The following is a 6,077-nucleotide window of genomic DNA, read 5'->3' as shown; positions in this document are numbered from 1 at the left end:
CAAAGCTGGCGTTCAGACAGTACCGCCGGTGGACATTCCGGCGGTACTGTGACTGGCGCTCATGTAACCGGCGATATGGGTCATTTCCGACCGGCGTTTTGGGTCAAAAAAGTTCCGGCGTTGACAGCCCGAAGTGACAAGGCTTGTTCCATACGTTGTCAGTGAAAAAAGGATACAAAAAAACACCTTTACGCAAATTAGCGCGAAAGGTGTCGAATAAAAAATGGGCGCAATAGCCGCCCACAAGTTGATATAATACTTTTAAACTATGTAAATGAAATTTTTCTGCTATATTAAACCGTCACAATATGGCGGCGTTTCTCTCAGAGAAAAAAATGCTTTGGGGTACATAAAAACCTCCTTATCCCAAAGCCGCCAGAATAAGAAGAATTACAGGTATACTCTTTCCGATTTTTAACGGAAAATGACGGCTTTGTATGTCTGTTAAATTTGTCAGCAATCGTATAACAGAAAATTGTTATATGAAAAGAGCCGATAATCAAGAGATATGTACTCATTGATTATCGGCTCTGCGTCTTTGCGTCTGGCTCTTTGATAACTGACATATTGAGTTGTAGCACATTGATTAGAGATTCTTGTTTACATTTGGGACAGTATAGGGGGAAGTTTTCGAGGATTGTATCTTTCCTAATTTTCAGTCTTGTTTTATTGCCACATATAGGACATAGTAACCATTGAACTTCAATCATTATCACCCCCTACATCATTTCATTAGTTGCTATTTTTCTGCTCTAATAATTACTGTTCCACAATTTTGATACAAAACTTCAACCGTTTTAAAACCGGCGTTTTTCATAAGTTCAAATTGATGTACCAATGTCAGTGGAATATCAATTTGTATAAACATATCTTCGGGTGTATTATTTTGCTTGCGCTTATATTCGTATTCCTTAAGGCAAAGCGCTTCCTCTTCATCGCAATAGGCAAATCTAGTATATTTCTGTTGCGTTGGACGGTAAGCTTTTAACGCGCTCAAGGTAGCTCTTGCTATTTCTTGCTTCTGTCAAATCGTAGGGGAAATTTAATTTCTCACTTACCTCCAAAGAAATTTTCTGAAACAAATCGCACATGAGAAAAACAGCATCCCATATAGCGTTTATTTGTGCTTTCGAATAAGATTCTAAGTATTGTTCATAAATCCCTTTCGGCAAATACTTGTCCATGTATTTTGCGGATTTCCCTGCGCTGACTGAAAAATCATTATCAATCCCAATTTTCCATTCCAGCAGCCGCCTAAGCATTGGCCTTATTTGAAAATTTATCATATCCATTGCATATGGAATCTCATTCCTCCATAATCCCTTCGCCACATTATTTAAACACCACCAAAATTCATTACATGTACAATAGAATTGATTTGGCACCGGCTTTTTCACCCAATATTCTTCATCGGACAATACTTGTTTTTGAGGCATGATATTGTCCTTGTCAACTAGTGTTTTATACAATTCTAGACTATTAAGTACATTTTCTAATGTCTTTACATGTAAATCCAATCTATTTCCATCAGTGAATTGAATTAGCCAACCATAGCAATTTTCAACATCAGAAGTGTAGTAGATATTTTCCTCTGGATATTGCATATACAAGCGCTCACCAAATCGATCAATCCAGGCTTTGTCCTCTCTGAATGACCTTGTTTCTGTAACAACATATACAATATCATAATCTTGAAAGATATCTTTTGGTACATTTGGATTTGCACGTGAACCTTCTAAGTAGGCCGCACGAATGCGGACATCATTGTTGGCAACTGCTATGATTAAATCCATCATTTCTTTTTCTGATCGCATACTGTGTCTCCTTTTATAGTGAAGATAAACTAAGTTATCCGGACAATTTTCTATTATATCAACTTATGAAAATGCGGCCTCATATTCTCGTATGTACAATGATATCGAAATCCCATATCGAATAATACTTTCTTGGTATTTTCAATATGTGCACCTAGCTGTCCTTTTTTATGACTGTCGCTTCCAATCGTGATAATCTCACCGCCTAATTTTTTATATAAAGTAAGTATATCTTTGGATGGTGTCATATCCGTAAGTCCATATCTGTAGGATGACGTATTTACTTCTATTCCTTTTCCATCACGAATGACAATTTTTAAAATTTCATTAACTATGTCTGAAATCTTTTCAAACGGATATGTGCCATTTTTATCATATCTTATAATAATATCTAAATGTCCCAAAACACTATAATTTTTATATTGTTTTACAATTTCCAGCAGCTCTTGATAATATTTTTCGTTATATTCTTTCTGGCTCTTTCCTTTCTGAAAATCCTGTGTCCATAATTCCAAGTTATCTATTTGATGCACAGATAGAATAATAAAATCAAATGGATATTTCACAAAGAGCTTTTCATATTGAGAAATTGTATGCACCTGTACTCCAAACTCCATTCCCTTTTTTATAGCAATCAAGTCACCATATAAATATTGTAATTCCTTAATCGTCTCAAAATATTCTGGATAATACACATTTGCCATAGGCATACCATCGCGATATTGAATTTCTTTCTTATCATTCCAGTCCAGCTTAACTCCATAATCTACATGATCCGTAAAACATATTTCTTCCATTTTTATTTGTATTGCATCTTTTACAACCTCTTCCATTTCATAAACAGAATCATCGCTAAATTCTGTGTGAACATGATAATCAGCAAACATTTTCTTCATCCCTTCAAGCAGTTTTTTTTACCAGCAATTCATGCATCATCACCATTAATAAAAGAATGATTAGCAAATATACCGGCAGCAAAACAATATTTATATGCTTTGCAATTAAGCCGAATAGCGGCGGCATCACACAGGTTCCCACATATGCACTTGCCATCTGAACCCCGATGATTGCCTGTGACTTATCCGCACCAAAACGGGACGGAGTGGAGTGAATAATACATGGGTAGATTGGCGCACATCCAAAACCAAAGAAAAACAAGCCGACCAAAGATATTACTTCATTTAACGGCAGTAACATCATAATAATACCAGCCGCAATGATTCCCTGCCCCAGACGAATCATTTGTAAATCGCTTAATTTCATACTTATAAATCCACTTAATACCCTCCCAATGGTAATACCAATAAAAAACATACTTGCAAAACCAGCCGCTGTCTCAATTGAAAATCCTTTGATCAGGGTAAGATAACTGCTTGCCCATAAGCCGGTCGTCTGTTCCAAAGCACAGTAGCAAAAGAAACAAAGCATTACTTCTTTTGCTCCAGAAATCTGAATTACCTCTTTCAAAGGCAATGCTTTTCCCGCTAAAATATCATTCTCTTCTGCCGTCCCTTTTTGGTTCTTCCATAACGGCAGGCTAAAAAACAAAACTACTGCAAAAGCAATCTGTAAAAAGGAAATATACTGATAACCTGCATTCCAATTCTGACCATGCTTCAAGGCATATCCCATCATATAAGGCCCAATAGTTGCGCCGATTCCCCACATACAATGAAGCCAACTCATATGTCTGCTTGCATAGTGAAGTGCTACATAATTATTCAAGGATGCATCAACACTACCTGCTCCAAGTCCGTAAGGAACTGCCCAGAAACAAAGCAAACCAAATGAGTGTGAACTGGAAAAGCCAAATAAAGCAACTGCCGTCATAGTAATGCTGATGGTCGTTATCTTTCCGGTTCCAAATTTACGGGTAAGTTTATCACTCTGTAAACTTGAAACAACGGTTCCGATTGCAATAATCATAGAAATGACGCCTATGTATGAAATCGGCACCCCAAATTCCATATACATGGATGGCCATGCCGAACCCAATAAGGAATCGGGCAATCCAAGACTAATAAATGCAATATAGATAATTACTAACAGTAATTGAAACATATTGATCTCCTTCTCTTTTTTGTGATATAATAATATCATCATTCAACGAACTTTTATATAATATTTCACTCGAAATTATATAATAAAATCGTCAAAGAGAAGGTATCTTGTATGAGCATAGCAAAATGTAATGTAACAGTGAATTCTTCCGGTGAAGAAGTTCAAAAGCATGGAACGTCAGAATTCCCGATTGCTTTTTATGAGGAAAACTTATCAAGCTATTCTATTCCCTGGCACTGGCACGAAGATTTTGAGATTATATGGGTAATCTCAGGATCGATAAAAGTATCTGTTAATAGCACAGAACATATCCTAAACAAAAATCAAGGGATATTTATCAATGCAGGCTTTCTTCATTCCATTCATGCAACAAACGATGGCGAATACGTTTTAAGATCCATTGTTTTTCATCCAAGGCTAATCGGAAGCATAGATAGTATATACTGGCAAAATTATATTGAGCCGATTATCCAGAATAAAAATCTGCCATACATTTTATTAGACCCATTCATTAACTGGCAGGACAAAATACTCGCTTACTCGATTTCTGTATGGAACAGACTTTATAACACTGAAAATGGTTTTGAAATATATGTCAGGAACGAATTATCGCAATTGATTCTAATTGTGCTAACAAATCATTCCATATGTGAAGCAAAACCCAGCATTCGAAATCTTCGAAATGCCGATCGAATAAAAACCATGCTTCAATACATTCAGATGCATTTTTCAGAAACCATAACCATCTCTACTTTAGCAAGGGTAGCGCTGATCAGTGAAAGCGAAGTTCTGCGCTGTTTTCACCGTACAATCCATTCCACACCGAATCAGTACCTGAAACAATATCGAATCCAAAAAGCATGTCAAATGTTAATCGATACAGATATGACTTCTATCGATATTGCCTTTCAATGCGGATTTCAAAGCAGCAGCTACTTTACGAAAACTTTCCGAGAACAGATTGGCTGTACCCCTTTGGAGTACAGAAAAAGGGATCAGCAATGCTAATCCCTCTTTCTAATGTAATGAAAAGTTAGACACGACGACCAACTGATATTCGGCAAAAACATTGAATTTTTCTATTTCGAATCTACATATTAAAATCTTCTGCATCTTTTACGGGGTACCCTTTAGTAATCAGGGCTTTAGCAAAAAGTCCCTGACCAGATATTAGCTTCCCGGTAAATGTTCCATCATATATATTGTTAACTCCGCAAGTTGGACTTCTTGACTGCAAAATAGCCAAATCAATTTTTTCTCCTTCTATTTTTTCTAATGCAAGCGCAACTGCTTTCCTATAATCAGAATCAACATTATTTCCCTTATCATCCATCACTACTTCATCAACAATCTCAGCACATGGTCGGGGAATAGGCATATTGGCTAACATTTCAGGACAAATACTGAGAACCTCTTTTCCTTTTAGATATTCAATCACAGCTTCATTGCGATTGTTTCTTCCATTATATTTACAATTACATCCTAGTACACATGCACTTACTAATACTTTCATACTCAACAACTCCTATGGAAGACTTTTACCTTAATCTATATATTTCTCATACATCACCGTTTCGCTTATTTCTTTGCGTTGGGCAATATGACGCTCTGGACTTAAAAAGCCTTTTTCTGGATACCCCATTAAGAGTAAAGCTGTCGGTTCTATGTACTCTGGTAAATGAAATTCATTGCTTATAATTGCGGGATCAAACAAACCAACCATTACGCTTCCAATATTTAATTCTCTTGCTGCCAACATCAGGTGGTCACAGACAATACCTATATCCAAATCGCCAGAACATTTTTGATCAAATGGCCGTATTAATTCATCCCGTCGATCCCGACACACGATAAAAACACACTTAGAACCAAACGTTTGATAAGCCTTTTTAATTTTTAAAATGTTTTCTTCACTTTGAACAACAATAATCCTTTGTGGTTGTTTATTACAGGCTGTAGGGGCGACACGTCCAGCCGATAAAATCTGATTTAAGTCATCTTTTGGAATCTGTGCTCCCGTAAAGCCGCGTGTTGTGCAGCGTTGTTTTGCCAGTGTTAAAAAATCCATTATTCTTCCTCCTCGTATAATAAGTTTTGTAGGGCGAAAACGCCCCAAAAATAGAATACCGGCAGGCTTTGAGATACCCGTGATATAATGCTGTCAAGTCGGCAGGGACAAGCTCTAATTCCTCCTGTTGGGCC

General features: G+C 36.8%; 8 protein-coding genes. 1 reads left to right on the top strand and 7 read right to left on the bottom strand.

The genetic code is table 11. From position 1 onward, the window contains the following. Window positions 1–521: 521 nt before the first annotated feature. From CAFE_RS14125 to CAFE_RS14105, 5 genes are read right to left on the bottom strand one after another with little or no spacing between them, the layout of a single operon-like run. Complete coding sequence (locus tag CAFE_RS14125; RefSeq protein WP_011988843.1) at window positions 522–710, bottom strand: cysteine-rich KTR domain-containing protein; 189 nt, start codon at window positions 708–710, stop codon at window positions 522–524. A gap of 29 nt (window positions 711–739) precedes the next feature. Beyond that, the gene (locus tag CAFE_RS14120) at window positions 740–997 is read right to left on the bottom strand and encodes a hypothetical protein (protein ID WP_011988844.1); all 258 of its coding nucleotides are present in this window, start codon (window positions 995–997) and stop codon (window positions 740–742) included. Continuing rightward, on the bottom strand, window positions 951–1,814 hold the full coding sequence (locus CAFE_RS14115) for an aminoglycoside 6-adenylyltransferase (protein WP_011988845.1): 864 nt from the start codon (window positions 1,812–1,814) through the stop codon (window positions 951–953). Before CAFE_RS14115 ends, CAFE_RS14120 begins: the two co-directional genes overlap by 47 nt. A gap of 53 nt (window positions 1,815–1,867) precedes the next feature. Then, a complete protein-coding gene (locus CAFE_RS14110) occupies window positions 1,868–2,701 on the bottom strand; it encodes a histidinol-phosphatase HisJ family protein (RefSeq protein ID WP_009064810.1) in 834 nt (277 codons plus the stop codon). Window positions 2,702–2,714: 13 nt separating this feature from the next. Continuing rightward, window positions 2,715–3,875 carry an MFS transporter gene (locus CAFE_RS14105; protein ID WP_009064824.1) on the bottom strand — a complete coding sequence of 387 codons (1,161 nt, stop codon included), beginning with the start codon at window positions 3,873–3,875 and terminating at the stop codon, window positions 2,715–2,717. Between the two features lie 111 nt (window positions 3,876–3,986). Between CAFE_RS14105 and CAFE_RS14100 the strand changes: the two genes are divergently transcribed. After that, window positions 3,987–4,883: an AraC family transcriptional regulator gene (locus tag CAFE_RS14100; RefSeq protein WP_009064827.1), complete on the top strand. Its 897-nt coding sequence runs from the start codon at window positions 3,987–3,989 to the stop codon at window positions 4,881–4,883. An 82-nt stretch (window positions 4,884–4,965) separates the two neighbouring features. Here CAFE_RS14100 and CAFE_RS14095 read toward each other — a convergent pair whose 3' ends face one another. Both CAFE_RS14095 and CAFE_RS14090 read right to left on the bottom strand, forming a co-directional pair. Then, the gene (locus CAFE_RS14095; RefSeq protein WP_011988846.1) at window positions 4,966–5,388 is read right to left on the bottom strand and encodes a 2-thiouracil desulfurase family protein; all 423 of its coding nucleotides are present in this window, start codon (window positions 5,386–5,388) and stop codon (window positions 4,966–4,968) included. A gap of 30 nt (window positions 5,389–5,418) precedes the next feature. Then, the gene (locus tag CAFE_RS14090) at window positions 5,419–5,943 is read right to left on the bottom strand and encodes a nitroreductase family protein (RefSeq protein ID WP_009064821.1); all 525 of its coding nucleotides are present in this window, start codon (window positions 5,941–5,943) and stop codon (window positions 5,419–5,421) included. Between the last annotated feature and the right edge of the window lie 134 nt (window positions 5,944–6,077).

Origin of the sequence: Caproicibacter fermentans (assembly GCF_009746625.1) — a bacterium.
GTDB classification, from domain to species: domain Bacteria; phylum Bacillota; class Clostridia; order Oscillospirales; family Acutalibacteraceae; genus Caproicibacter; species Caproicibacter fermentans.
Note: the sequence above shows the minus strand (reverse complement) of the source record. Positions and strands in the feature narration are given on the sequence as shown.